The 25,669-nt window shown below is 50.1% G+C and carries 30 protein-coding genes and 1 tRNA gene; 28 read left to right on the top strand and 3 right to left on the bottom strand.

The window, feature by feature from the left end; translation table 11 throughout:
- Nucleotides 1–240: 240 nt before the first annotated feature.
- The 25 genes from VJ464_13440 to VJ464_13320 all read left to right on the top strand — a co-directional run bounded on the left by VJ464_13440 (nucleotide 241) and on the right by VJ464_13320 (nucleotide 19,998).
- Nucleotides 241–855, top strand: a complete 615-nt coding sequence (locus tag VJ464_13440) for a hypothetical protein (GenBank protein HKQ06133.1) — start codon at nucleotides 241–243, stop codon at nucleotides 853–855.
- A 157-nt stretch (nucleotides 856–1,012) separates the two neighbouring features.
- Nucleotides 1,013–2,743, top strand: coding sequence for a hypothetical protein (locus VJ464_13435; protein ID HKQ06132.1), 1,731 nt, complete (start codon nucleotides 1,013–1,015; stop codon nucleotides 2,741–2,743).
- Nucleotides 2,736–3,050 (top strand): hypothetical protein, encoded by a 315-nt coding sequence (locus VJ464_13430; protein HKQ06131.1) that lies wholly within the window; start codon nucleotides 2,736–2,738, stop codon nucleotides 3,048–3,050. The genes VJ464_13435 and VJ464_13430 overlap by 8 nt, the downstream gene beginning before the upstream one ends.
- Before the next feature lie 26 nt (nucleotides 3,051–3,076).
- Nucleotides 3,077–3,373, top strand: coding sequence for a hypothetical protein (locus VJ464_13425; protein ID HKQ06130.1), 297 nt, complete (start codon nucleotides 3,077–3,079; stop codon nucleotides 3,371–3,373).
- 49 nt (nucleotides 3,374–3,422) lie between these two features.
- A complete protein-coding gene (locus VJ464_13420; protein ID HKQ06129.1) occupies nucleotides 3,423–4,124 on the top strand; it encodes a hypothetical protein in 702 nt (233 codons plus the stop codon).
- Nucleotides 4,125–4,154: 30 nt separating this feature from the next.
- Nucleotides 4,155–5,258 carry a hypothetical protein gene (locus VJ464_13415; protein ID HKQ06128.1) on the top strand — a complete coding sequence of 368 codons (1,104 nt, stop codon included), beginning with the start codon at nucleotides 4,155–4,157 and terminating at the stop codon, nucleotides 5,256–5,258.
- A 108-nt stretch (nucleotides 5,259–5,366) separates the two neighbouring features.
- The gene (locus tag VJ464_13410; GenBank protein HKQ06127.1) at nucleotides 5,367–5,804 is read left to right on the top strand and encodes a hypothetical protein; all 438 of its coding nucleotides are present in this window, start codon (nucleotides 5,367–5,369) and stop codon (nucleotides 5,802–5,804) included.
- Nucleotides 5,805–5,870: 66 nt separating this feature from the next.
- Complete coding sequence (locus tag VJ464_13405; GenBank protein ID HKQ06126.1) at nucleotides 5,871–6,059, top strand: hypothetical protein; 189 nt, start codon at nucleotides 5,871–5,873, stop codon at nucleotides 6,057–6,059.
- Nucleotide 6,060: 1 nt separating this feature from the next.
- Nucleotides 6,061–6,486: a hypothetical protein gene (locus VJ464_13400; GenBank protein ID HKQ06125.1), complete on the top strand. Its 426-nt coding sequence runs from the start codon at nucleotides 6,061–6,063 to the stop codon at nucleotides 6,484–6,486.
- A gap of 5 nt (nucleotides 6,487–6,491) precedes the next feature.
- Complete coding sequence (locus VJ464_13395) at nucleotides 6,492–7,001, top strand: hypothetical protein (protein ID HKQ06124.1); 510 nt, start codon at nucleotides 6,492–6,494, stop codon at nucleotides 6,999–7,001.
- A gap of 45 nt (nucleotides 7,002–7,046) precedes the next feature.
- Nucleotides 7,047–8,207, top strand: coding sequence for a hypothetical protein (locus VJ464_13390; protein ID HKQ06123.1), 1,161 nt, complete (start codon nucleotides 7,047–7,049; stop codon nucleotides 8,205–8,207).
- Nucleotide 8,208: 1 nt separating this feature from the next.
- Nucleotides 8,209–9,099: a hypothetical protein gene (locus tag VJ464_13385; GenBank protein HKQ06122.1), complete on the top strand. Its 891-nt coding sequence runs from the start codon at nucleotides 8,209–8,211 to the stop codon at nucleotides 9,097–9,099.
- A gap of 3 nt (nucleotides 9,100–9,102) precedes the next feature.
- The gene (locus VJ464_13380) at nucleotides 9,103–10,311 is read left to right on the top strand and encodes a hypothetical protein (protein HKQ06121.1); all 1,209 of its coding nucleotides are present in this window, start codon (nucleotides 9,103–9,105) and stop codon (nucleotides 10,309–10,311) included.
- A complete protein-coding gene (locus tag VJ464_13375; protein ID HKQ06120.1) occupies nucleotides 10,308–10,643 on the top strand; it encodes a hypothetical protein in 336 nt (111 codons plus the stop codon). Before VJ464_13380 ends, VJ464_13375 begins: the two co-directional genes overlap by 4 nt.
- A 1-nt stretch (nucleotide 10,644) precedes the next feature.
- A complete protein-coding gene (locus tag VJ464_13370) occupies nucleotides 10,645–12,324 on the top strand; it encodes a hypothetical protein (protein ID HKQ06119.1) in 1,680 nt (559 codons plus the stop codon).
- Nucleotides 12,311–12,592, top strand: a complete 282-nt coding sequence (locus VJ464_13365; protein HKQ06118.1) for a hypothetical protein — start codon at nucleotides 12,311–12,313, stop codon at nucleotides 12,590–12,592. The genes VJ464_13370 and VJ464_13365 overlap by 14 nt, the downstream gene beginning before the upstream one ends.
- 23 nt (nucleotides 12,593–12,615) lie before the next feature.
- The gene (locus VJ464_13360; protein ID HKQ06117.1) at nucleotides 12,616–13,335 is read left to right on the top strand and encodes a hypothetical protein; all 720 of its coding nucleotides are present in this window, start codon (nucleotides 12,616–12,618) and stop codon (nucleotides 13,333–13,335) included.
- Nucleotide 13,336: 1 nt separating this feature from the next.
- Entirely contained in the window at nucleotides 13,337–14,623 is a 1,287-nt protein-coding gene (locus tag VJ464_13355; protein ID HKQ06116.1) for a hypothetical protein, read from the top strand.
- Nucleotides 14,623–16,341, top strand: a complete 1,719-nt coding sequence (locus VJ464_13350) for a hypothetical protein (GenBank protein ID HKQ06115.1) — start codon at nucleotides 14,623–14,625, stop codon at nucleotides 16,339–16,341. Before VJ464_13355 ends, VJ464_13350 begins: the two co-directional genes overlap by 1 nt.
- 278 nt (nucleotides 16,342–16,619) lie before the next feature.
- The gene (locus VJ464_13345) at nucleotides 16,620–17,288 is read left to right on the top strand and encodes a M23 family metallopeptidase (protein ID HKQ06114.1); all 669 of its coding nucleotides are present in this window, start codon (nucleotides 16,620–16,622) and stop codon (nucleotides 17,286–17,288) included.
- A gap of 20 nt (nucleotides 17,289–17,308) precedes the next feature.
- The gene (locus VJ464_13340; GenBank protein ID HKQ06113.1) at nucleotides 17,309–17,527 is read left to right on the top strand and encodes a hypothetical protein; all 219 of its coding nucleotides are present in this window, start codon (nucleotides 17,309–17,311) and stop codon (nucleotides 17,525–17,527) included.
- 194 nt (nucleotides 17,528–17,721) lie between these two features.
- Complete coding sequence (locus VJ464_13335) at nucleotides 17,722–17,970, top strand: hypothetical protein (GenBank protein HKQ06112.1); 249 nt, start codon at nucleotides 17,722–17,724, stop codon at nucleotides 17,968–17,970.
- Nucleotides 17,970–18,287, top strand: a complete 318-nt coding sequence (locus tag VJ464_13330) for a DUF2958 domain-containing protein (protein ID HKQ06111.1) — start codon at nucleotides 17,970–17,972, stop codon at nucleotides 18,285–18,287. The genes VJ464_13335 and VJ464_13330 overlap by 1 nt, the downstream gene beginning before the upstream one ends.
- Nucleotides 18,288–19,163: 876 nt before the next feature.
- Nucleotides 19,164–19,358 carry a hypothetical protein gene (locus VJ464_13325; protein HKQ06110.1) on the top strand — a complete coding sequence of 65 codons (195 nt, stop codon included), beginning with the start codon at nucleotides 19,164–19,166 and terminating at the stop codon, nucleotides 19,356–19,358.
- A 337-nt stretch (nucleotides 19,359–19,695) separates the two neighbouring features.
- On the top strand, nucleotides 19,696–19,998 hold the full coding sequence (locus VJ464_13320) for a hypothetical protein (protein HKQ06109.1): 303 nt from the start codon (nucleotides 19,696–19,698) through the stop codon (nucleotides 19,996–19,998).
- A gap of 262 nt (nucleotides 19,999–20,260) precedes the next feature.
- Here the strand turns inward: VJ464_13320 and VJ464_13315 are convergent.
- Nucleotides 20,261–20,333, bottom strand: a tRNA-Lys gene (locus VJ464_13315).
- A gap of 176 nt (nucleotides 20,334–20,509) precedes the next feature.
- Between VJ464_13315 and VJ464_13310 the strand changes: the two genes are divergently transcribed.
- On the top strand, nucleotides 20,510–20,917 hold the full coding sequence (locus VJ464_13310) for a hypothetical protein (protein ID HKQ06108.1): 408 nt from the start codon (nucleotides 20,510–20,512) through the stop codon (nucleotides 20,915–20,917).
- Nucleotides 20,918–20,967: 50 nt separating this feature from the next.
- On the opposite strand, the gene VJ464_13305 is transcribed toward VJ464_13310, so the two are convergent.
- The gene (locus VJ464_13305; protein ID HKQ06107.1) at nucleotides 20,968–21,900 is read right to left on the bottom strand and encodes a PfkB family carbohydrate kinase; all 933 of its coding nucleotides are present in this window, start codon (nucleotides 21,898–21,900) and stop codon (nucleotides 20,968–20,970) included.
- Between the two features lie 106 nt (nucleotides 21,901–22,006).
- Nucleotides 22,007–22,696: an OmpA family protein gene (locus tag VJ464_13300; GenBank protein ID HKQ06106.1), complete on the bottom strand. Its 690-nt coding sequence runs from the start codon at nucleotides 22,694–22,696 to the stop codon at nucleotides 22,007–22,009.
- A gap of 169 nt (nucleotides 22,697–22,865) precedes the next feature.
- Between VJ464_13300 and VJ464_13295 the strand changes: the two genes are divergently transcribed.
- Nucleotides 22,866–23,630 carry a hypothetical protein gene (locus VJ464_13295; GenBank protein HKQ06105.1) on the top strand — a complete coding sequence of 255 codons (765 nt, stop codon included), beginning with the start codon at nucleotides 22,866–22,868 and terminating at the stop codon, nucleotides 23,628–23,630.
- Between the two features lie 118 nt (nucleotides 23,631–23,748).
- Nucleotides 23,749–25,590, top strand: a complete 1,842-nt coding sequence (gene uvrC / locus VJ464_13290; protein HKQ06104.1) for an excinuclease ABC subunit UvrC — start codon at nucleotides 23,749–23,751, stop codon at nucleotides 25,588–25,590.
- Nucleotides 25,591–25,669 lie beyond the last annotated feature (79 nt).

Raw genomic sequence — 25,669 nt, 5'->3', positions numbered from 1 at the left:
AAAGCTATCCTCAAGAAGATTCGGCAGATGCAACCGCACGACAAGTTGATTGTCGAGAAGAAGGGGGAGAATGACCCTACGGAGTTCCGCTTGGAGCTCCAAGCCGTAGATTACTTGAAAAGAGACTCCCCTGGTAAGTAAAGTTAGGTGCGATACATTACGTTTTGGTCATAACTGGCGGCTTCTCTTCGTCACGCCAGATTCGCATAGTCTCGCGGTTACTCTTGGATTGTTTGTGTTATGAAAAGGAAAAACAGGCGTAAACGAAAACCAGGAGGAACTTATAAGAAAACAGAAACGAAATCCTTGAGAAGTAATCTCAAGGTGCATTTTGATCGTTTCCGTTTTCTTTGGTCGCTTGTTGTAGCAATCTCAGTTTTGATGACGATAGTAGGAACCATTTACAATTTTACACCAAAGGTTTCTGTTTCCCCAGATACCACCTTTCCAGATCCCCAAGTCATCTCGTTCGTTTTGAGTAACGATAGCTACCTGCCCTTACACGAAGTTATAGTTTCTACCTCCCTTAAGGACATAGAGCCTTATGTGTTCAATGATGATATTCAGAAGAAAATACCTTCCGACGATCCTAATAAAGTAGCTGGTTTGGGTAGTTTGGATATTAGCCCTGGACCAAACCATATAGCTGAAACGCTGAACTCGAATGAGAAGCGATCTATCACGTTCCCCCTCCCAAGGCTTCTATTCAAGGACCCAGTTACCAGTGCTACAGTTGAGATCACTATTAAATATAGGCCGGAGTGGATGCCTTGGTATCAGGAACGCAAGTTCAGGTTCCAAGGAATAGGTAATAAGAATGGTCAGTTGGTATGGCTTCCTCCAAAGATACTATAGGCCATTATCCGCATAGTTATCCACAGCCTCTAAAAAATGCAATTTGATATACTTATGATGTAATCAAACGGCGCGGGCAAACCGCGAATCCGAGACGAACACGGCATACACCGAACGGCTCATAGCTCTGCAAAGGGCTACGGGCCGTTTTTCTTTCATGCAACCCCTATCCTACGACACATTACAAACGAATCTGGAAAGTGACCGGAAGTTCCGCGAGCGCCGCCATTCCCAATGGACGGATAACTACACCCTCTACCGCGACACTGTGATTGTGAACAGATTGACCCAGCGCCAGTCTGTCAATGTTCCTCTGATGAAGGAGTCCATGAGGACGATTCTTTCAGGCATTGATGATCCCCCGGACAACTACTACGAGAATCTGGACAACGATAAGCAGAAAGAGCTTTTCATGAATGAATACTGGAAATGGGTATTCGATATGAATAAGCTTGAGATCAAGGACATCATAGATAAGAAACAGGTGCTTCTCTATGGCCGCAGCTTCATAAAGCTGAATATCGTCAACGGTCAGTTCTACGTTGAAGTTTTAGACCCGCAGGATGTGCTGGTAGATCGCTACATAGACCCTTCAGATATTGAGACAGCCCGCCGCGTAATCCATACAGGCATCTTCAGCGCCCTCTCGGATGTGGCCCAGAACCCGATGTATGACCAGGAGGCAATCACAAAGCTCAAGGAGTTCTTTGCCACCAACGCAGGGCTTATCAAGAACGAGGAGAACACCCGCATAATGCAGGACAAGAACCAGCGAATGTCTGACATGGGAGTCCCTGATGCCAATAACCCTATCCTTGGCGAAACCTATGTTGAATTGAACGAGCATTATGTGAAGGTTTGGGACGAGGAAGCCAAGGAAGATAAGATCATTCTCTGTGTCACGGCTGAAGGCCAGGTTCTTATGCAAAAGCCTTTGAAAGAGGTGATGAACATCAACTTCTATCCCTTCGTCACCTGGGCGGATGATATTGAGCGCACCGACTTCTGGAGCGATGGCTGGGCTGATGTGGCCAGAGTCCCGAATCAAGTTTTGAACGTATGGCTCTCCCAGCTTGTAGAGAATAGGACCTTGAGAAATTTCGGGATGAACTTCTACAACTCTTCGATTGAAGGTTTCAACCCGACTACCTACCAGCCTGCACCCTTTGGCTGGTATCCTATTCCAGCAGGCAAAGACGGAGATATTCAGAAGGTATTAAAGCGCGTAGAGGTTCCAGACCTTTCCGAATCACTAGACGAAATGCAGTTCCTTATCGGGATGGTAGAACGCTCGACTGCTGCCACCGCAATTGAGAAAGGCGAATCCCCAGAGGGGCAGGTAACTTTGGGCGAGGTGAAGCTGTTGGATGCCAAAGCTCAGAAGCGTATTACTTCAATGTCCAAGTTCTACCGGCAGGTATGGAAAGACCTTGGAGATAAGTTTGTAATGATCGTCGAAGCCAACCCGGACAAGCTTGATGCGGTAAAGCTTTACAAGAAATCAGTCAATGGTAACTACTTTGCCAAAGAGCTAAAGCCAGAGGATTGGAAATCGAAGTCAGGCTACAAGACCAGAGTTACTACCTTGGCCGAGAAAGAGCAGGATTCGATTGATTCTATTCAGAAGATGAAGATTGGAGTAACTGAGTTCCCGACGAACCAACCTCTTCGAGAAATCTACCAGAAGAAGATTCTTGATTGGATGGGTCTTTCACCTGACGAGACAAAGGAAGTGATGGAGTTTGAGAAGCAGCAAGTGGGTATGATGCAGCAAATGCCCGGTATGCCAGGGCAGGGATTACCAGGACAGGGTATGCCCGCTTTGCCTGCCCCTCAAGGAGTAACGCTCGATCAGATATTAACCCCACCTACTCAAATCAATGCTTAAACAGATTCTCGAACGGCTGGGCGTCAAAGACTACAGCGAGCTTAAAGAACAAGAGAGGCAGGTATATTTGCAGTGGGCCGAGATTTTGAACAAGCCTGACTTTACTATTGATGACCTCAAGAAATTCTTACCTATTGAGCTTGCACGAGCAAACGAGGAGCTGCGCCACTGGGAAAACAGCGACAAGAAAGAACTCTACTACAAAGCCTATGCCCGGATACTTCAAATGCTCACTGACTTTCTAACCGCCCCTGAAAAGGAGCGCAAAGCGTTAGAAGGCCAGTTGAAGCAAAAATACAATCTGTAAAGGTCGTCAAATCATTTATTCATTTTATGGACGAACAATCACAAAAGGTTTTAGCTGAAATCGTCGCCAAAGAGCCAGTGTCACTCACCGAATCAGAGATCGAGTTTCTGAGAGCGCGCAGGTCTTATCTGAGCGAGGAGCAGCGGGCTGTATACAAGGAGTTTCTGGCCGAGCTGGAGGATAAAGCAGTTGACCTCAATAAGCTGAATCGAGAAAAGCTTGATGCGCTTGCAACTGAGCTTGGTTTAAACCCGGCACAGTACAGCAACAAGCCGACACTCATTACGGCTATCCAAGAGAAGCAGGCAGAGAATCAAAGTTAAGTCGTTAATCAACCACCCAAACCCCTTAAATGGGACGGGTACAACTTAGATGGAAAAAGAAATCCAAACCACCCAAGAGGTGACGGAAGAAGTGCAAGAGGACACTTTAAACCTCAATGGTGGCGAGACACCGGAAACCCCGCAGGAGCCAGCAAACCAGCCCCAAGAGCCAAATCCCGATGAAGGAATTGACTACAAAGCAAAGTTCTCTGAATCCACCAGGGAGAATCAAATCCTTCAAGCCAAGCTTAAGGAAAGAGAATCTCGCAGGGAATTGACAAATCAACCAACCGAGACAGAACTGAAGGCAGCATTCCCGTCTTGGGAGTTTATGAGCGAGATTGAAAAGGATATATCAAGAAGGCAACTCATTTCCGAAAGGAAAGCTGATCTTGCCCTTGCAGCACAGCAGAAGCGAGATGAGGATGAGAAGTGGAACAATTCTCTTGAGTTCGCAATCAGCGCCAACCCTGATCTTTCAGGGAAGGAGCGCGAGTTCAAGGAGTTCGCTTCTAAGCCTACGCACCGGGGCGCACCCGTTGAAGTTCTCGTAGATGCATTCCTTCACAAGTCTTCTACCCCAACTTCCAAGAACACACCGCGCCAAGTATTAAACACTGGCACAGGTGGCCCGAAAGAGTCTGTAAAACCAAAGAAAGTCTCAATAGAAGAGTCTATCGTCATCAGGAAAACCGATTACAAGCGGTATAAGGAACTTCTGGATGCTGGACTTATCGAAGAGATTGAATAGCTCGCGGTTGGCAATACTAAAAAACATTAAATGAGTGCATATGCAACTAAGGTTGCGGAAGGCTTTTCGCAGAAGCTTATCAAGAAAATCTACGAAAACGCCCCGATTGATGAAATCGTAAACCGCGACTACGAGGGTGAGATTAATGCCGTTGGTTCTGTTTTGAATATTTTGGCACTGAACAAGATTTCAGAAAAGGACTACAGCGGTTCTAATCTCACGGCTGATGACCTGACGGAAGTAAACACCGTATTCCGCATCGCCCAAAAGAAATCCTTCTATTGGAAGGAAAAGACCATTGATAGGTGGGCCAGCTACATTAAGAATCCAAAAGGCACTGTCTTAGAACAGACTGCCAGCGAGCGCAGGAAGAACATTATGACGTTCCTCTTGGGTTTCTACGCTGATGTGGCTTCCGGTAACTGGTACGGCACTGACTACACGACTGGTACGGTAACGGTTGATGTCACGACCGGCGCAGTCACCGGCTCAGGCACCACCTTTACCTCTGGTATGGTTGGCAAGCCGTTCAAGGCTACCGGCCACTCTGTCTGGTATCGCGTAAAATCCTATTCGTCTTCAACGGCTATTGTCATTGAGGATGACAGTGATGACTTGACCTCTGCCTACACTGGTGGCGCAATCGGCGCTGGTGCTTCCTACACCATCCAGTCTAATACGGTGAAGACCGTTGATAACGGTGGCTCTAACCCGTCATTCCTGACGATGACTTTAGCTCTCAAGCAGTATCTTGATGAGGCTGAAGTCCCAGAGGAAGACCGCTTCTTAGTTATTCCTCCGGCTGCCTGGACTACGATGGCAAAAGACACTGGTATCAAGCTCGCCGTCGAGCCTGCCTTCCAAGACTTGGTTGTTAAGGGCTACATGGGAACTCTTGAAGGATTCAAAATCATCAAGAGCAACCGTCTGACCGGAGACAACACCAATGGCTATCACATTCTTGGAGGCCATCGGTCGTTCCTGACCTTTGCTGACAAAGCATTGGAAGTTGGAATGGAGGAAGACCTGATCGGTAACTTCGGAACTGCCTATAAGGACTTGTTCGTGTACGACGCGAAAGTAGCTGATGATCGTCGCAAGTTCGGCGTTCACGCTTTCGTGAAGTTCGCCTAAGTAATTAATCCTGCCCTTCAGCAATGAGGGGCAGGGCTACTTCTAAAAACTATGTCACGAACACGATCAATCAAGTTCCCCAATAGCCTTGCAGAGTTTGAGGCGCTTTTGGACAAGCTGCAACGGCCCCTCTCTTCGATTTGTTTGAACTCAGCCGGGTTAGTCATCGGCTCTTCGAGTAAACCCAAGGTTAAGATTGCCAACACCACCTACGCTTATGTGGAAGGGGTACTGGCAAAAAAGACCACCGCAGAAATCGTCATCTCAGGAACTATCACCAATGCCAAGTTCAATGTCTATGTCTTGACGATTGATAGCTCAGGCACAGTCAGTGCTACGGCAGGCACACAAGCCACAACCTTAGCGGGCGTGGTGTTCCCGACCGTTTCAAGCGGTCAAGCAGTCATCGGCTTTGTTATCGTCAACCCGACCGGCACAGGAGACTTTGTTGGCGGCACGACTGACCTTGACGATGCTACCGTTGTCCCGAACGCAGTCTACATCAACACTCCCTTTGCTTTCCTTCCAGGAATGGAAGCCATCTAAAGCAACGGTCTGCTCACTCTGCCCCACCTCACGGGGTAGAGATGAGCGGGCCAAACATTAATCATCATGCCTACAAGAAAAGAAACAGAAGCCCGCAGGGGAATCGTACGGGATGAGGACGGAAAGATTGTCCGTTCCAAAGAATGGCTTGAGCAGAGAATCGAAGTTCTGAAAGCCAAGAAAACTGATCTCCAAAATCGCATTAAAAACATTGAAGTCGAAATCAAGGCAAGAACCCTTGAATTAAAGAAGTAATATGGCAAGCGTAATCTACAATTCATTCAAGCGCGACATCATGAATGGCGCATTGGACTTGGATAGCGACACGATCAAGGTAATGCTCGTCACCTCTACCTATACAGCAGACCAGGACGCCCATACCAAACGATCTGATGTTACCAACGAAGTATCAGGAACAGGCTATAGTGCAGGCGGCTCGGCTCTGGCGAATAAAGCAGTCACCGCAGACAACACCGACAACGAAGGTGTCTTTGATGCCGATGATCTTACGTGGTCTACCTCGACCATCACGGCTCGCGGTGCAGTCCTTTATAAGAGTCGTGGCGGTGCGTCTTCGGCAGACGAGCTTATCTGCTACATAGATTTTGGCGCGGATAAATCATCTTCAGCCGGAAACTTCACGTTGCAGTGGGACGCAGAAGGCATCATTAACCTCAATTAGCTTTTATGGCCTTATATCTCATTGCAAACGGAGCTTCACCCACAACGGCAGCTCAAGTCGCCGTTACAACAGGCACCTCAATCAAAACATTACTCCAGGTGAAGGCGAGTGCTACTGTGGTTGCAAAGATCAAGGAATGGGGTATTTCCTTTGACGGTTCCGCTGCGGCAACGCCGATCAAATGCGAACTACTTGAAACCGATGTCGCAGCAACAGTCACCGCCGCCGCCGCCGCCGATATAAACAAGTTGGACGGGCCAGCCCTGGCGGGAGGCGACCCCACCACTAACTTGATTCCAGTGGGAACTACATCCACTGGCTATACGTCTACTTCGGAGGGCTCGATTGCTTCTGTCCGAATGTTTGATGTCCAATTCATCGCACCAACGAACCAATACGTGAAACAATTTCCCCTCGGTTTAGAGCCGGTGATCCAGGTGTCGAAGTTCGGGCGCATCCGTGTGACCGCAGGAGCAGCAGTCAACGCTTACTGTTATATGGTTATTGAAGTCTAAGACCTACAAACAATAATGGCCCGCCTTTTCACATCAGGGTTTGAATTGAATAGCACAACCGATGGCATAGAGTTCTCTACTAACTCCGCTCCGGTATCAATTGTGACGACCAACCCCCGTTCCGGCACCAATCACGGCAGAGTGAATGGCGGCGCAGGCTTTTGGAGGCAGATTATCTTTACCTCCAATCAAACAACTGTGGGTTATATAGGCATTGCTATATTGATTCATGCTTCAGTCAATGCGAATACTCAGCTTGTTCGCTGGTCAACAACGGGAAATGTTTCCGTTGGAAATATTACATTGAAAACTGATGATACTTTGGTACTTCTGAAATCAGACGGAACACAAATTGGCTCACCCTCTTCTGCTTTGACACACGACCAATGGTACTACGTCGAACTGAAAAACGACGCCTCAACCAGCCCAGGAACACTAGAGGCTCGTTTGAATGGAAGTGTATTCGCCTCAGGTTCAAATTCTAATCAAGGTTCATGGGCTAGGGCTTTAATTGGAAATGTTACTGGCACTCAGACAACCAATGACATTTACTTTGATGACTGGAAGATAAACGATTCTTCTGGCTCGAATCAAACAGGCTACCCCGGCACTGGGAAAGTTATCATTATACGCCCCGATTCCGCAGGAGATTCTAATGCGTGGCTTCAAACCGCCGGGGGAGCGGGCAGTTCAACCAACTGGGGGTTAGTTGACGAAACTCCCCCCAATGACGCTACCGATTTTGTAAATTCGGGAACCCTCAATAACGAAGACCTATACAATATGAGCGCATCGGGGATTCAGTCATACGATACGGTTAACGTTGTACAAATCGGTGCTCGATTCAGAAACGATACTGCCGATGCAACCACTGCATTCAAAACCGAAGTAATTAAAACCTCTGGCGGAACAGTCAGCCAGGGCAGCGCGATTATCCCGAACCTTACGACCTGGAAAAGCTATCAGACCGCAGCTACCGATGTATATGTCCATACTTTATATAACGACCCTGACGGATCAGCCTGGACGAACACAACGCTTGATTCAATGCAAGCTGGCGTAAAGCTCACTGCTTCTAATGTGAATAAAGTTCAAGTTACTGCACTATGGGTCTATATTGATTACACTCCCGGCACCCCGCCATCAAGCACACCCAATAAAGCAGTCGTGATTCGACAAGCAATTAATCGTTCAAACACTTACTGATATGGCTCGCATCGGGCGCTCATTTCCAGCAAAATCACTCTACGTCAAAAAACCGTTCTTTAACGTTTCTTCGGCACCCGTAGTGCAGAGCGCAGTGTTTTCAATAGCGACTGTAACCGCACTGCTGGGAGCGACAGTCTCACCCACGGTTCAGGCAGCTACTTACTCTATCCAGGCACCTATCATAACGACAGGTCAAGTTCTTGCCATTACCGCAGGAACAAGCATCTTTTCAACCCAGACCCCAGTAGTTAATACGGATCAAAATCTGAGTCAATCAGCGCAGCAGGCCACCTTCTCTATTCAGGCATCGCAGGCCATACCTGAGACAAGGACAGTCTCGACCGTTGAACAAGCTACCTTCTCCATTCAAGCCCCTTCTGTAGTTACGGACTCGAATCTTTCCTTATCGGCTCAGTCTGCCACGTTCAGCCTGCAAGCACCCACGGTCAGCATTGAAACCCCAGTAACAGTTCAGCCCACAGCCCAGTCAGCAAGCTTCTCGATTCAATCCCCCGCCATTGTTTCCGATTCAGTTCTATCTACCGCAGCACTATCAAGTGTTTTTTCTCTTCAGAGTCCGACTGTTCTTATCAGCATCATCTCCGCTCCCAGCGCCCAAGTAGCGACATTTTCCATCGCTACTCCTACCGTTACGGCCCAAAGAGTCATCGTCGTTAATCCTAGTTCTTTATCTTCTCTCTTCTCCATTCAATCGCCAGTAGTGAATTATGATTTCAAAGTTGGAATCAACGTCATTACTGCCACGTTTGCCATTCAGCATCCCACAAGAACCGGGCCATTTTATGAGAGTAAGTACAGCACCAGATCAAACAGCTATGGTTCCCAGTATTCAGCGAGAGGGACGAGTTACGAAGAGAAATACTTATAAACAATGCAAACCACCGCATCAAAATCTGAGCATTATCGAGCCTTCAATCAGGAGTTCTTTCTGAAGCATCAACGGACGCTTATTTGGCTGCTTAATACCACCCTGACCCGCTATTGGTTTCGTTTGGTGCTTCGCATCCATAAAGACTGTCCCCGCCAAGCTCGCATAGTCGAAATTTTTCCCCACGCCTATGTCTGGTTTGCGGGATATGTGAAAGTGAAAGGGCAGTGGCAGGAGCAGCGCGTTGCTGATTTTAGAACTCATCCTAAGTTCGGGAAACGGCTCTACCACGCTTTCAAACCTTTATGGTGGGCAATGCACGCCTGGGATCTTCTGGCCGATCAGCTTACGCCTTCACTCTCGTTTGGCTTTTCGACGCTTACCCAATACCCCGATGCCTCCCCTGCATCTACCGCTATGAACGCGGGAGTTGCGCGAGATAGTGTCAATGAAAGCTTTTCCACTATACGAAGCGGCTCTGGCAACTACTCGAACAGTTCACCTACATCAGAATCTCCCGCACAGATTGTTTCCAGTTCTACTTCAAATCAATATGCCACCATCGAGCGCGGTATTTTCCTGTTTGATACCTCTGCCATCACTAGCGTAGCGAGCGTATCGGCAGCAACTTTCTCTTTGTATGTGACCTCTAAGATAGATAACTTCAGCCTCTCTGTAGCCCTCGTCGGCTCAACTCCCGCCTCTAATACTTCCGTAGCCAACTCAGATTACGGCCAACTAGGATTAACAAGGTTTGCCTCAGACGTGGCCATTTCCAGTATCACCACGAGTGCTTATAATGATTGGGGATTGAATGGAAGCGGATTGGCTGCGATAAGTCTTACTGGGGTAACGAAGCTAGGAACTCGTGCCGATAAAGACCTTGATAACAGTGCCCCCACATGGGCTTCCAGTACGAACGGGCGTATCGTTGCTTCGTTTGCGAATAATGCTGGCACGAGCCAAGACCCCAAGCTAGTAGTGACCTATGCCATCCCGAATGTCACGATCTCCGTCACAGTTTTATCGGGTGTCCTTTCCTTGCAAGCTTCTACGGTTCGCATAGACATTACCTCCGCCCCCATTTTACAGGCAGCCATATTCTCGATTAATTCCCCCACTGTAATGACGGAGTTCAACGTATCTTATGAAAGTAAATACACGACAAGGGGAACGAGTCATGAAAGTAAATACACTCTCAGGAATCTATGAACGAAGAAAATCCAATCAATAAATTAATAGCTGACGAAAAGGAACTGACCCGCCAGGGAGTAGTTTTGGATTATGTCAAAAGAGACGTGGCCCTCTTGAATCAGAAGTTTGATGATTTTGCGAACAAGATCGACAATAAGTATGTCCTCAAAGAAGAGTTCGAGGGATTCAAAAAAGGGTACGAAGATGCTATCAAGCTACTGGCTACGAAAGAAGAATTGAAACCATGTCTTGAAAAAGTCGAGAGTCTAAATAAATCAAGGACGTGGGTAATCAGTATCGTTATGACCGCAGTTTTGGGCGCGATACTCAGCCTTATTTTCATCAAGTAAAATGTCACTCAAAGCAGTACCAATAACAAACTTTCCGGGATTTTCCGATAAGAAAAGATTCCCCGGCGCTCATTATTACTCTCAAGGCTTTTCTCCTTCCGAGTTTGGCGCAGCCCTTTTGTACTCGATACTCAAGCGAAAAGACAGCAGCGATATTTCAGGACTTGGAGCCATTAAATACTTTGCCAAAGCAGGGCTCTATAACTATGCCCAGGATGACAACGGCAAGATTTATAAAGAAGCAACCCCAGGAGTCTATGACTTCGCCCTCGCAAGAACTTCTGGTGTCAGTTCAAATGGCGCGGGCATGATAGGCGATCAGAAAGGGAGACTTCTTTACGCAGGCAATAACGATCTAGGAATGTATGACGGAACTACCTGGACTGATAGCTGGAAAAGTGGCCTTAATCTTTGGCAGCATCCGATGGATACTTATGAGGACAGTGTGTATGTAGCCAACAAGACCAGCCTTGGCCTCCTCGCTTCAGATGATAGCTGGAACCCTTCAGCGTTCACTCTTCCAAGTACCTTTACTCTTGATGCAGTCAAGTCGGGAGTGAATGGAATCTTAATGGGAGCAAACTTCTTATATCAAGGGGCGCTTATTTTATGGAATACAATCACCGACAGGTCTACTACTCCCTGGAAATATCTGAAGGGACAAATCCTGGCAATTGAGAGATATGGTGCGAACTGGATTGTCCTCACACAAAGGGAAATCTGGCTCACCGACGGTTATTACTACAGAAGATTGTTTGGCTTGCTCGATGATCAGTTCAGCTTTAATGGTTATGAAACGGGCACCATTTCCCCACAGCGCATACTTGTTGTCAATGACACTCTGATTCTTCTTAATACCACCCGTTCCAGCGTGATGAGCTATGAGTTTGGCCGGATGAAACCAGGAGTGTATATGATTGACATTCCCACCGGCTACTGGAACTTCATCCCTGTCTCGACTCTCAACACGATAAGCGTAGACCTCTATGCGGCATTTGCTGACAACAGTTCAGATCAGCGCATCCTTGTAGGCTATAGAGATAATCAGCTTTCAAAGTCCTACATCGGAACCCTTTCAAGTAGCGGCTCATCTGTTGCACAGTTCGTTTCAGGAGAACTAGGCGAAGGCTCCACACAAAAGATTGCCGAGGCAGTGGTTTTGAATCTAGACCTTAATTCTGGAGTGATTGATCCTGCTACTTTGACGTTCAATGTTTCGGTAAAAATCTATAACTTCAAACGCCAGCTTTGGGGACGCCAGCTTACAAATGCAACCGCAGGCGCAGCCAATCAGATCAGGGTAGATGGAACCAGCACGAGTTACTATAAAGCCCAGGTAGGTGACGAAGTAACTGTTTTGGAAGGCGCGAACGCCGGACAGATTAGACATATTTCATCTATCGCTAACCCAGGAGCTTCAAATGAAACCTGGACGTTAAACAGTGCTTTATCTAACGTCACAGGCTCATTTATAAACCTCAATGTTCAGCCCTTTAAGCTGGTTGAGAAAAAGGCATTTTCTAGTCTCACAGAATTCAAGACCATGTACTTTGATGTGAAAAACAAAATCAAAGGTAAGAAGTATCTTGTAAAGGTGGTTATTGATGGAGTGAGCAATTTGCAGCTTGAGCTGAAAGAGTCGCTGTTTGTCTATAACGATCTCGGCTATGACTCAATCTGAGCTTGAACAAGCCGCACAAGCGGGCCAAATAAAGACAATCATCTCCCCGGTTTCCACCACCGATCAGCCTCAGGATATAGGCCAGCCTGAATTGAATGATTTTCTGCCTATCCTGTATTTGCTTCGCGCCCCTCGAAAGCATCTGACCGCTGCACCCACCTTTATCCCTAAAAACTTCCTTGAGCAGATACAGTTTTTCGATGACGGGACCAACCGCAGACTTTACCTGTATATCAACAAAACGTGGAGGTATGTCGCCCTCACATAAAATGCTATAATTAATATAAATCCATGACCTTCCTTGAGGCCAAACAAGCCCTCGCCAGAAAGCTTGATATAGATTACTCAGACATCGCTAATAACGGTCTGTTTTCCGATACCGATTTAGGAGACTATATACAGGCAGGGGTGAACAAAGCTTGGGATTATAAGCCCTGGACATTCAAAGAGGCAGACAAAAAGGCCACCTCTATCAATGATTCCTACTATGACTATCCCAGTGACTTTGAAGATGAAAGTATCTCCCGTTTGACCGTCGCAGGTAAGGAGTATGAAAAGAAACTCTTTGCCGACTATCAGAAATATTTTGAGAATAACCCTACTGCAACGGACAGGTTTTGGAGCGAACATTTGCGCTTCTATTTCATCAATCAGAACGCCTATACCGTAGGGGATGAGATTGTCCTTTTGGGAACTCTGCGAGCGCCGACACTTTCAGCCGATGCCGACCTGTTGCCCTTCTCATATACCTCAGACAACAAGGAAAACTCAGGTAATCGAGCGATCATTCAGTTAGCCTATGCCGAGGCGTTAAGCTCAGATAAAAAGAAAAATCCCTCACAGGGAGCGATTGAAGAGAAAAGAGGCTATGGAATGCTTGACGTTATCTGGACACCGATGGCGGCACGAAAAGCCGCCGAGCAGAGCCAGGACAGGCCATTCTTTGATGTCCCTGATTACTTTTCAAATGGAGGTCGAGGTAATAGTCGAAACATAATTGGCAATTTCTAACATGATAAACCCACAAGACCTTTGGTTGAGACCAGGGGAAACGACTGAGCAGTACAACCAAAGGGTTACCCCTTTAAAGGCAAGTATCGATCAGGCCGCACTAGATACCAATAATAAAAGCATTGTTAAGGGCGCAGCTTCAGCGGGAGTTAGCATTCAAGATTTGCCAAGCCTTTTGCCTTCCGATGATCCCCAGAAGATAAAGGACGAGTTGGCCAAGCAGTACGGCTATGACAGCTTCGATTCTTTCACAAGAGATGTGTTCACGAAGCCTTCAAAAACTACTGAGCAGTTTTATAACGACGCTTATAATGCCGCAGGACTTCCTGATTTAATAAACCAACTGACGACGAAGAAGAATCAGCTTAACACCGCAACCGGCAACATCAACGAAAACCCTTGGCTTGATGAGGCCAGCCGTGTAGGGCGCGCAAAGAGACTTCAGGAATTAGCCAACGGTGATATATCCAATCTCCAAGACGAATATAACCTGAGACTGAATCAGGTTCATGATCTTGTTCAGCAAAACAGCCAGGACTTTGCTAATAACCAGACACTCAATGAGGCTCGGTTGAACTATCTACTTAAGCAGGCAGAAGAAAAGGCGCAGCAGCAGAAAGCGACAACTCTTCAGAAATACCTGCCCGATTATTTCGGTCAGCTACAAGAGAGTCAAAAGCCAGTTACGGTTGAGTTGAATGAAGGCAATTCCTTGTACGCTTGGAACCCTCAAACCAAGAAATTCGAGCTTCAAGCGCAGAAGCCTAAAACCTATAAGCCTACTTCCGGCTCAACTACTACTGGTACAGGTACAACCACAACAAAAACAGTTAAGCTTTCCGCCTCTCAACAGGAAGACCTTGTTACGATGTCTACCGTAGAAGACTTAGCCAATACAGTTATTCAGCTTGGTCAAAGTGTTAATTGGGGAGGAGTAGGGGGAAACTTTACCGGCTCTGTCAGTCAGTTCTTCGCTAAGAACTTCGGAACTGGAACCAAGCAAGAAGAACAGTTGAGAAACTACATCGGCAACATCCAGGCCACCATCGCCAAGCTCCGAGGTGGAACTAGCTTCACTCCAAACGAAGAAAAGTTACTGCAAAGCTACACACCCACGATCAATGACAGCCCGCTTGTCATTCAGAGTAAGATCGCAAGCTTAAAAACCTTTATTGCTTCCAAGCGCCAGAACACCCTAAGCGTCGCGGGCGGAAATGTACAAGGATCAGGAGCGACAGTAGCACCTACAAAGGCCGATCAGGACTATGTAAAATCGCTTGGATACTAATGGCCTACCTCACCAAAGACCAAGTAAAACAGATCATCCAAAAAGCCCCTGCCGGAACCTCACCCGCAGGTATCGTTGCCGCACTTCGAGCAAAAGGTCATCAGCTTGAAGGGTACGACCAACCTCCTACCGACGAGTCTTCCAATCAACCCAGTAAAGGATTCGTCCAAAACTTCAACGATACTGCAACCGATGTTTTGAAAGGAGCCGCTAAAGGAGCCGCTACTACCCTGCTTACTGTTCCTCAAAGCATAGCCCGCGTGACTGCCGCCGTGACTCATGCCCTTGAAGGAGGCAAGTTAGACGAGAGCTTAGGCAACCTCGCAAACGTCACCACAGCCCTTATTCGCAAAGCCAATTCACTTCCTGATTCTGATCCAAAGAAAAAGCAGCTCATGAATTTAGCTGAAGAGAACATACAGCACCTTGAATCATTGAGGAACGATCAGGCTCAGACAGAAAGAAAGCTTGAGCGAACAAACAGCACACCCGATGCTCTCAAGCCTAAAAACACTGCTCAGAAAGTAGGTGGATTGATTGAAAATGCCGCTGAGTTCTTTATCCCAGGTGGTGCAGTTGAAGATGCCAGCAAAGCAATTAGCGGTGGCGTAAAGGGATTAAATCTTGCCAGTAAGTATGGTAAAGGGGGAAAGGTAGTTGAAAAGGTATTGGAAACAGGTGGCAAGGCCGCAAGTGAGGCCGCAGGAGCCGCTACAGTGACAGCCGCGAAGACCGGAGGGGATCTAAAACAGACAGGTGAAAACGCTGCGATTGCAGCAGCAATACCAACAGCCGGAGCCTTTGTAGATACCGTTACCGCACCAGTGAAAAAGTTCCTTTCTGAGAAGCTTGCACCACGTTTTGCAAATAGCATCCTCAGACCGCTTTCTAAAGAGTTTGAGTTTGGCAAAAACCCTGGCGCGGGTGTCGCAAAGGAAGGCATCACCGCCAACACGATGTCAGGCTACCTCGATGCGATCACCAAGAATAAAAAAGGCATCGGCCAGCAAATAGAAAAGGCTCTCTCTCACCCAAAAGTCGCATCCAAAGTCATTGATGCTGAGCCATTGGTTCTTTCCCCAATAGATCAAGCGATGGAGCGAGCCGTAAAAAATGGCGAGCAAGATTTGTATTCTCGCCTTGTGGCATTAAGAGAAGGATTGACGAAAGAATTTACACCCGTGGAAGGGAAGCTTGTCGCTACAGCTAGCAAGAACCTGAAACTGAATCCCAAAGATACTCAACTACTCAAGAGGCAGGTTGGTGATGCCACCCGATGGACTGGACAGGCTTTCGATAGTGACTTGAATAAAGTCCGCGTTCAGATTTACCGCAACCTCGATAAAGCGATTGATGGAGTAGCCCCAGGTGTAGACAAATTAAATGCCCGTTATGCCAATATGCTTAGTGCCGAAAAATCATTAGAGAGAACCATGAATATTCTTGAAAGACAGCATCTTGCAAGCATTAAGGATTTAGGAGTTGGAGCCACAGTTGCCGGGGCAACATCCGTAGCGCAGGGTAAATTCGATCTGAACTCTGTTCTTGCAGGGTTTGCTGGCGGTGCTTTGAATAAAGCCCTCGGATCAACAGCGGTCAAGTCTCGCATTGCCTCAAGTTTTGCTGACCTATCGCCAAGCGAAAAGACGAAGTTTACTAAAGTGGTTGTGCCGCTTCTTAGAAACGCTTATCTTGGGGCATCCCTCCCTCCACGATAACATCCCACACAAGCCTGATTAGTCCACCTGCTATGCCACCTATTATGATGTACAACATACCCTCACCGTACAACATATATACTTTTTGGCAAGAACTTATGCACAGCCCACCAAAAGCCGAAATGGTAGAATTAAGGGGTAAGAAAAGACCCGGCCGCCCACAATAGCCAGGTCTTTCCCCCGCAAAGAATTGAGATAAAAAACAAGGTCAGGCCCGGATAAATCCAGTCGAGCTTATCGCTAACCTGCCTTTCACCATATTAAACGAATCTGTCAACATGAAGTTACTTGAACCCTTATTGGTTGGCTCCTACTCCATCTCCCAGAGGTTCGGCGGCAATGCGAATCCTCTATATGCCGGGCAAGGTTTGAAAGGACACCCAGGCGTAGATATGGCGCAAGGCTATAATCGCTCCATCACGGCTTCTCACGATGGATTAGTCTACAAGACGTTCAATAAAAACAACCCTGACTTGTCGAAGTATCGGGCAGTGTGTGTTCTCTTCCAAGAAGATGAAAACTGGTACGAGCTTACTTACGGTCATTGCAATGACATTTATGCGAGTGTTGGCGATATGGTTAGTAGCGGCGATCTGCTTGCTTCTATGGGTAATACTGGCGATGTATTTTCTCAAGGGCTTCCAGTTTCTCCGAGTCCATCTGTCAGACTCCAACCACCCTACCCAGGAACTCATTTGCATTGGCAGCTTAGAAAATGCGTGCGAACTCAAAGTACCCAAGCCGGAAATCAGTACCTACAGGCTCAAGACGGGGGACTATTTCATGACAAAGACGGTTATTACGAAGTAGTGGATTATGAGAACGGATACAACGGATGCATAGACCCACTTCCGTTTCTCTACTCGCCACCGATTTGGAAAAAGTTACCTCTCTACATCAAGATCGTTTCCCAACTTTCCGCAGTCGCTAAAGGTCGCACGTCCTAACTCCCATCAAAATGTTTAGAATGATCTTTGTTCGTTTCCTGAGAGGATTTATTGCAGGAGCGGTAGGAGCAGGAGCAGTTTTAACTCCTGTTGCACTACAAGATTTTCATAGTCTTGCGACTTGGCTTTCACTTCTTTTGATTGCCGTTATTCAAGGAGGTATTACGGGCGGCATCCTTGCCCTTGATAAATACCTCCGCACGATCCCAACAGACCAAGACACCCTGATTGAACCTTAAAAGAACCTATGGCAAACGGGCGATACCCTCACTATCGCCCCTTGAAGCGTGGAGGTGTCGGTATTCCAAGAACGCAAGTTTAAGGATGCCATCTTACTTCATTTGTACGTTGTAAAGGTTGACCACATCTCCACCCTTCAGGACGCCCGACCTGACACAGATTTAAGGGCACGTACCTTCACAGGAGAATATGTATGGCAGCTAGACCGCAAGACATACAGCCACCGACTCATAAGGTGCTGTACCACATTGTCAAAGGCCAGGGCCGCAAGAATAGCTGGCGAAAGTTTGGCGCAGGATTCGTGAACGGTGATGGTTCATTGAACATCATCATTGACTTGTTTCCCGGCCAGCACTTCCAGCTACGCGACCCGAACGTTCCAGAGCCGCCACCGGAGCCGAAGGCCACGAGACGCACTGGCGCGACCAAGTCGAGGAAGTGATGCCAGAGAAGTATGAGTTCTTTCCCGACGCTCTCAAGGCTCAGATTCCCAAGCTCTACTCCCAAGAGAACAACCCAGACCCCACGGTTTGGATGAAGCTTTTTACGCCCTGGACAGGCTGGAGTTGGTTTATCACCGAAGGCGAAGACCGCGACGGTGATTATCTGATGTTCGGCTATGTGATAGGGCAAGAGCGTGAGTGGGGGTATGTGAGTCTCCGGGAGTTGGAATCAGTGGCTGGCCCATTCGGCCTAAAAATCGAAAGGGACATCCACTTTACGCCACGTCCAAAGTCTCAAGTTCCCGAAATCAAATAACAACAAGGGGGCAGTCTAGATAGCTGCCCCCTTCGCATTAAAGTTTAACTTCGCGTATTTTCCGAAAAACTTTACAGCCCAAATATCATAGGTCAATGCCGCCTCCAATTCATTCTTAAAGTACCCCACTTTGTAAAGTCTATTATCTTTTCTGATTTGTGTTATCCAAACTCTTCGATCAGTTCGGTATGTAACCCCTTTATACTCCGACCATTTCTTATTTTTAGAGACTTTTCGATTGCGGCCATTTTCCTTGTGTGTGCAGATTCTAAGGTTGGATTTTCTATTGTCCAGAGTGTTCCCATTAATATGGTCTGTCTCTAACCCTATCGGCGTTTTCATTATCTCACGGTGCATAGGAAATTTCTTCTGCACACCACCTCTACTCATACCTCTAATTGCATATCTATTGTTGTAACACCAACTCCACTGAGTAAGCCACTCATAGTCTTCGTCATCTACAATCGCATATTTGCCTCGTGTAAGGGGAATCTTCTTCACGGAAGGTATAGGTTAATTATAAAAGATATGCACAGGATTGCAATTTACCGATTCTGTATAATTAAAGCGAAGTAGTCCTTTTCCATAAAAATAAGCAAACACCAAAAGTAAGCCTAGAGCCTTACGGGGCTGCGTACTGGCGTCGGTGCGAACTCTTGAGAGGGGGACACGCTCGGCGCTTGCCAGCCCCACCAGTTATGGGGCGTGGGAGTATGGAGCCGGATTTCCGGTACGGGTTGCGAAAGCAATGCCGTCACCATGCAAACCGCCCCTCCAATTCCTTCCAACTATCCATCCAGTAAGCCTACCGACAATCCACACCACTAGCCGGGGGACGAGCCTTGTGCTTGTCTCCCGCTTTTCTTTGGAGGAAGTATGCGAATCCAAATCGGAACCCGCTACACCGCTATTTCGACGCTTTCCAAAGTAGCCTTTCTAACCTTCGTCATCCGTGACGAGAAAGACCGGCTGCGCTGGGAGCGTATCAAGCGAACCAAAAATGTCAGGCTCAGGAGGGAGCAATGCCACAAGCTCAAAAGCAAGACATTTGCCAACACTGCCAGCAGTTGATTCTGCTTGGTCAACCCATAGTCACGCTGCATAACGCAGTCTTTCACGCCGGGTGTCTTGTCGCTTGGTGTGCCGCGAACCTCAAGGGAAAACGCAATGTCCAGACGACATAGAACCGGATCGGAAAGCAGAGACAAGCACGGCAGGTGTCGGCATCACATGACACCCCGTTGTCGGTCAAAACGAGAAGGAAGAGAGCCTGACAACTCCCCTTCCAATCTTCTGCTTCTGAAACTTCACCGCCACTTTCACTGGCATCAACTGTTCGGTGCGAAAACTCTTGAGGAAGTTATTTCTTTGCTTCTCAGAGTCCACCGGGCGAAAGGAAGGTGTTTCAATGCGAAAGGCAATCTACCTTGCCGCCTTGTTACTTGCTTCGATGTTCGGGCCGAAGTTCTCGCCCAGTCCAACGGCGCAGGTGAAAACCATCAGCACAACGGCCACCGTCCAAAAGGCCAAAGCCCTCAGAGAGGAGACACGCGCAATCAACGAGTGCCTAGAGCGGTACAATCGAGTGCTACAAGACGCGGGCGTGTGGGCTGAGATTCCACCGGAGAAGACGTTGCCAATCGTGCAGGAGATTCAAGGCCACTGGCAGAAGATCGAAGAAATCTACCTCCACTATCGAGAATCGCCGTGATGACCCGTTGCGAGAAGTGCGGCCTGCCGATTGAAGCTCAAGACCTCGTAGAGGTGGACAATCCTGACGACCCGCTACAGCCATTCCATTACCATCTATGGGACGCTCCTGACGCGAAGCCACCTTTAGATGAAGAACCTTAGTTAAAAACTAGAAGCCTGAAATACGGCTTCTTTTGTTGGTTGCTGTCAGATGATTAGATGGGTGATTAGATAAAGAAAACGGGAACCGTCTAAGTCCCCGTAACGTATTGATTTATAAGTGAGCCGTGCTGGGCTCGAACCAGCGACCCTCTGGTTAAAAGCCAGATGCTCTACCGACTGAGCTAACGGCCCTTGCCGGGTTAAACCAGCAAATCAAAAATATAGATGCTGCGAAGGGCTTACGCAAGCGCTAATCGAGCCGTTCCGGCACGCGGCTTGGGAGCGGTCTCTGCATGTGATACTGTGGACAGGAGACAGTGGATGTCGATCAATGATGACTTCGAGAAATGAGCGGAGGGAATTGCGGGATGGCTAAGAAGACCACGCAGCAGACGAAGAAACAACAGAACGCGCCCCTGGGGATTCAAGATGTTGACCTCGCCAAAGACGCGGCAACGATTGTCGGTACGGCCATTGGAGTCGTCGGCGGAACGGCGGCCTTCATTGGCTCGAAAGTCGCCGAAGCGGTCGCCGGCACGCCGACAAAGAAAGCCGCGACAAAGCCAGCCGCACAGGCTAAGGCTAAGTCAGCGAGTAAGGCGACGAAGAATGCGGCGGCGAAGAAAGCCGGTGGGTCGAAAAAGCAAAGTAGCAAGTCTGCGGTGAAACAGGCAGCCAGCAAGAAGACGGCCAGCAAGAAGAGTAGTAGTAAGAAGGCCGGTGGCAAGAAAGCAGGCGGCAAGCCGGCGAGCAAGAAACGGGCGGCCACCAAATGATCATTGCTTGCCCCCTGTCCGGCGCAACTGTCGCCTTCGGCCGCGGCCTTCTATAAGCTGCCGGATAAAAATGCTTTGGTTTCACTGAGCGTCGGCAACCCTGTGCGCGCGCCAAGGGCACGGCATTTCAATCCGGCGACGGCATTGGCGAAGCGCAGGGTTTCTTCAACCGGCAGTCCCGTCAGTAATCCGTAGATGAATCCGGCATGAAAGGCGTCGCCCGCGCCGGTTGTGTCTCGGCACTCGACCCGAAACGCCGGCGCGTGGATGAACTGACCGCGAAGATAGACCAGCACACCGTCTTCGCCGAGGGTCGCGCCGGTCACCAGCGAGCCGTTGCTTTCCGCAAGTTGACGCAAAGCCACCCGCAAGTCGCTTTCGCCCGTCATGCGTCCAGGGAAGCTGCTCGACGAAATCATGAAATCAATGAGCGGCAGCAGGCGCTCTGCGCCCGGATAGATGTTGTCTATGTCGAGCACGGTCGGCACACCGGCGGCCCGCGCCGCCGCCGCCGCCACGATGGCCGCCTCGACGTCGTGACCGTCCAGGTGCAGCACGCGCCCTGAGGTCACCGCTGCGCCATCCACTTCTTCTGGGAGCGTGGCGACTGACGAGTCGCGGCTCCAGAGAATCGTCCGCTCGCCGTTCGTCTCGTCAATAATAATGAAAGCGGTCTGCGTTTCAGCTCCTTCGACCACGCGCATGTCCGCCGTTACGCCTTCAGAGACCACCGAGTTGATCTGAAAACGCCCGATATCATCGTCACCGACTTTACCGATGTAACGTGTGCGTAAGCCCAGACGCGCCAGCGCCACCATCGCCGAGGCGCACTGGCCGCCCGCCGCCAGTTGATGAGATTTGTAGCGAATCTTAGTGTTGAATTCGGGATAGCGCGGCGCCACGATGAGATGGTCAACGGCGTTGAGTCCGAGCGCCACGGCATCGAAAGGCTTGCCGGCAGGGACGGTGATGCCAAATTCCATAGAAGGAGTTTAGCCCGTCTGGCGAATCCGGCGAGCCTATCGAGTCAAGAGTCAGAGAATAACTGTCAGACTCGGTAGCCTTGATAGACTCGCCAGACTCGGCAGACTAATGCGACTGGCTGACGGCGTTGTTGGTCAGCAAGCGGACTTCGACGCGGCGGTTCTGCTGCCGCCCTTCGAGCGTCGTGTTGTCTGCGACCGGGCGGCTCTCACCGAAGCCGAGAATCGACATGCGGAAGAGCGGGATGTTGTGACGTTCGGCCAGGTAGCGGCGCACGGCTTCCGAGCGCGCCTGACTCAAACGCTCATTCAGGTCGGTCTTGCCGTCGGCAGAGGCGAAGCCTTCGATCTCCAGCAGAAAGCCGTTGCGGTCTTTGATCTGCCCGGCCAGCTCATCGAGCGAGGCCATCGCTTCAGGTTGCAGATCGGACTTGTTGACTTTGAACCAGAGGGTGACCGTCTTCTGCACGGTGTACTTGTCGAGGTTCGAGCGCAGGTTGGTGACCGACTCTTCAACGCCGGTGACCCGCGTATTGGCCTGTTCGGCAGCCGAGGCCGCTTTGTCTGCGGTCTGCTGCGCGCGGTCTGTGCGGTTGCCGACTTCTGTAACGTCTGTGCGGATGCGGTTGATGTCCTGCGTGTTGCGGCGCGAGGTCTCTTCCAGCTCGCCCGTGCGATTCTCCAGCGGCGTGGCGCGCTCGTTGACGCGGTTGCGGACGTACTTCTTGGTGGCGCATGCGCTTGACAGCAGCACCGCAAATGCGATGCAGGCAACAGCCGTGGCTTTTCGTCTCATATTAGGCCTCCTGAAGTGATTTCACCCGACGCATATTCTCCGCAGTGACACGGGCGGCAATGCGATGCGCGCAGAGAGGTGAACGTTTGCCGTGCTTTGCTTACCTCAACTATACTTTAACGGGCGACGCTAGAGTACATACACGAAAAACGACGGGAGAGTCAAGAAGTTGAAAAGAACTCTATTGATTGGCTTACTGACCCTGACGCTCGGCGGCTTGTGGCCGGCGACTGCCTATGACTGCAAAGCCCCTGAGCTAATCTGCAAGGCAGCCGGCAATCAAGATCGCTCGCTCTACATGCGCGACCACTGCCACTATCAGCAGCGATTGCGTGTCGAGCGCTTCAAGCTCAAGGACGGTCAGGAGCGCATGGAAGAAACCCGCGAAACGACCGTCGAGGTCGAGCCGGCAGCGCGCGCCGACAAGTCAGGCCAGATTCCCGTCACTGTCAGCGTCGTCTCCGACACCGATAAGAAGGGCAACCCGAAGAATAAGGTCAATGAGGACGAGACCACCCTGTTGTCATTCGGCGCGCTCTGGGACCTGGCCTTCTTTCCGCTGCTGCCGGAAAAAATTCAGTACTACAACTTTCAGGAAGTCGTTGCCGAGCGCAAGAACGAGCGCTGGTATCGCTTCACCCCGAAGGCCGAAGCGACCAGTGTGCCGCTGGCGGCAGGCACCGTCATGCTCGACCAGACGAGCGGCGAAATCCTGACCATCCGAATCGACAGCCTGCACAACCTTGAAGTCTTAGACAAAGAAGCCGCCAAGCTCAAGAGCTTCAACGCCACAATCGATTACTCACAGTTTGAAGGCGCGATGCGCCTGCCGACCCTGGCTTCGGGCGGCGGCGTGTCGAATATCCGGCGCTTCGAGGGCGGCTTCCGCTTCCGCTTCGAAGAGGGCAAATACCGGGTCGTCAGTAAAATGTAGCGCGGCAAGAAGTCAGGAGTCAGGAGTCAGAAGTCAGAATGGAAAAGGAAGTCGGCTTCGCCTCCGTTCTTATTCTGACTCCTGACTCCTGACTCCTGACTTCTGACTCCTTGCGGTTATGACTCTCACTGAAAAACTCGCCAGCTTGCCCGTCCAGCCGGGCTGTTACATCTACCGCGACGAGGCCGGCAAAATCCTTTACGTCGGCAAGGCGAAGAACCTGCGCAACCGCGTGCGCCAGTACTTTCAATCGTCGCGCTCGCACGATGCCAAGACCAACGAGCTGGTGTCGCGCATCGCCGACCTGGAGCTGTTCCTCACCGATAGCGAGATCGAAGCCCTGGCGCTTGAAAGCAATCTGATCAAGAAGCACCGGCCGCCGTTCAACATCCTGCTCAAGGACGACAAGCAGTATCCGCACATCAAGATCACCAACGAGACGGCGCCGCGCGCCGTCATCGCCCGCAAGATCGTCAAAGACGGCTCGCGCTACTACGGCCCGTACCTGCCGCCGTCGCTCGCCTGGCAGACGCTCGATTTAATCAACCGCCATTTCCAACTGCGCACCTGCACGATGGAGATCACGGGCAAGGCGGATCGCCCATGTCTTGAGTACCACATCAAGCGCTGCCTCGGCCCTTGCGTGAAAGAGCTATGCACGCTCGACCATTACAACGAAGCGGTGCGCGACGTCGAGATGCTGCTTGCGGGCAAGACGGCTGATCTGGAAACTATGCTCAAAGAGCGCATGCTCAAGGCGTCTGACGAGCTGCGCTTTGAAGCGGCGGCGCGCTACCGCGACCAGTTGAAGACGATTGCCAAGCTCGGCGAGCAGCAGAAGATGATGCTGGTGTCGGGCGAAGACGTTGACATCTTTGGCTACTACCGCGAAGGCTGGCAACTGGCGCTGGCGCTCTTCACCATGCGCGAAGGCAAGGTGGTCGGCAAGCGCGAATTTTACTGGGAAGACATCAGCGACCCGTTCGACCCCGGCGCTTTCATCGGCCAGGCGCTGAAGCAGTACTACACCGCCGGCGACTATGCGCCCGGCGAGGTTTATGTGCCGGTCGAGTTCGAAGACCGCGAGCTGCTCGAAGAATACCTGACGACGCAGCGCGGTCGCCGCGTCCATATCAGCGCCCCGCAGCGCGGCGTCAAGCGCGATCTGATCGATCTCGTCGAGAAGAATGCCCGCTTGAACTTCGATCAACGCTTCCGCGTGCAGCGGCCAGATATGACCAGGGTGTTGCAGGAGCTGCAAGAGGCGCTCGAATTGCCGGAGCTGCCGGAGCGCATCGAATCCTTCGACATCTCGAATATTCAAGGCGACGAGAACGTCGCTTCGATGGTCGTCTGCGAGCACGGCGCGATGAAGAAGTCCGATTACCGCAAATTCAAAGTGCGCTCGGTCGAAGGCCGCGCCGACGATTTTCAATCGATGTACGAAGTGGTGGGCCGCCGTTATTCTCGATTGCTCAGAGAAGACCGCCCGCTGCCGAGCCTGGTATTGATTGACGGCGGCAAGGGGCAACTGGCCGCCGCCGCCCGCGCCCTGCACGAGCTTGGGCTTGAAGCCTTGCCGACCGCCTCGATTGCCAAGCGCGAAGAACTGCTCTTCGTCAAAGGGCGCGCCGAGCCTGTGCGCATCGATCATCATTCGCCGGTGCTGCACCTGATTCAGATGATCCGCGACGAGACGCACCGCTTCGCCGTGACTTATCATCGCAAGCGGCGGGCGATGCGTGACTTCAAATCTGAGCTGACCTCGATTCCCGGCGTCGGCGAGAAGCTGAAAGCGCGGTTGCTCAGGAACTTCGGCAGCCTCAAGCGCGTCTCGGAAGCGAGCTTCGCGGAGCTGAAACCCTTCGTCGGCGCGACCCAGGCCGAGCGCATCGTCGCGCACTTTGGCCGTTTGAAAAGCGCCGAAGCCGAGCTTGCCGACGACGCCGAAAGCGGTTGACGCCGCCGGCACCTCTGTCTTGTGGCGCAAGGCGGTTAGCTTGCGCAGGGCTTCGCGCAAGCTAACCGCCTTGCGCCAC

The organism is Blastocatellia bacterium (assembly GCA_035275065.1).
In the GTDB taxonomy this organism is placed as follows: Bacteria; Acidobacteriota; Blastocatellia; order UBA7656; family UBA7656; genus DATENM01.
Note: the sequence above shows the minus strand (reverse complement) of the source record. Positions and strands in the feature narration are given on the sequence as shown.